Source organism: Pseudomonas sp. 22515, from assembly GCF_052044625.1.
Classification (GTDB): Bacteria; Pseudomonadota; Gammaproteobacteria; order Pseudomonadales; family Pseudomonadaceae; genus Aquipseudomonas; species Aquipseudomonas alloputida.
Genome location: NZ_JBQENN010000071.1, coordinates 1 through 967 on the forward strand (window position 1 = coordinate 1; position 967 = coordinate 967).

Below are 967 nucleotides of genomic sequence, written 5' to 3' on the forward strand. Positions count from 1 at the left end.
GGAGGCCTCTACCTACACGCCAAGGCACATGAACGCCTTCACAGCCCAATAGAACTGTGGGCAGCACGTAGCATATTCGGCAATCGCATCAATGATGGAGAGTCGCACGCCGACATCAACTTGGACTTTGACAAGAAACTTCCTGCTTTCACCTCACTGCAAACAGAAATTAAGGCTTGGCACAATGAACATTACGGGCCCAAGCTACTATCCGCCGAGCAGGCCCTATCCCTGGGCATAACTAACGCCGACACCCGATGGCATCAGAATAACCACTGGTCGCCGCCAAATTGGACAGCTATCACACATAACGAAGTAGCCACCCCCCAACCAACCGTAGAGTTCACAGTGCTGCTGCCTGCATTCAGGCTAGGCGTAAGTGAATGGTCAGGAAGTTTGAGCTCCGTCCGTGACAACCACGGAATTGACGTTTTTCCAATCAGCCCGACCGGCCACCTCGTAGATGCTGGCTTAGTTCTACATTTCGAAAACACCCTCGCCAACCAAAATCATGTCTCACTTCATCTAACCTACAACGCCAATCAAGGCTTGGACGAAGACAATGAGACCCTGTCAACTTTTCGTCTGGAGCGCTGACCATGGCAACCATCTGGATATTCAACTCAATGTCAGACTCTGGACACAAGCCCTCTATCACAGGGCAACTATTAAGCTTATCCGACACCATTTTATGCTTAAGGAATCCATGGATCACAGACTCTGTCTTCATGGGGAAGCTGTATTGCGCGATAACTGTTCTGTCAATTGCCGGCTTTTACCCATATTTACTATCCAGGGATATATGGCGCATGTACGAAACCGCTCCATTATTAGCGACTGGATTCTTGCTTATGCCTTTCACTTTCCTACCTTTCCTCATTTATCGGATATATTTCATAAAACGCTTATCAATTTTCTGCTTCAATCGATCAACCCAAAAAATCTACTACCAACGTTTGAGCAAGGT

The 967-nt window shown here is 47.8% G+C and carries 1 pseudogene; it reads left to right on the top strand.

The annotated features are described in order from the left end of the window. Positions 1-597, top strand: a pseudogene (locus tag ACTJJN_RS26980) (T6SS effector BTH_I2691 family protein); the annotation flags it as partial. Positions 598-967 lie beyond the last annotated feature (370 nt).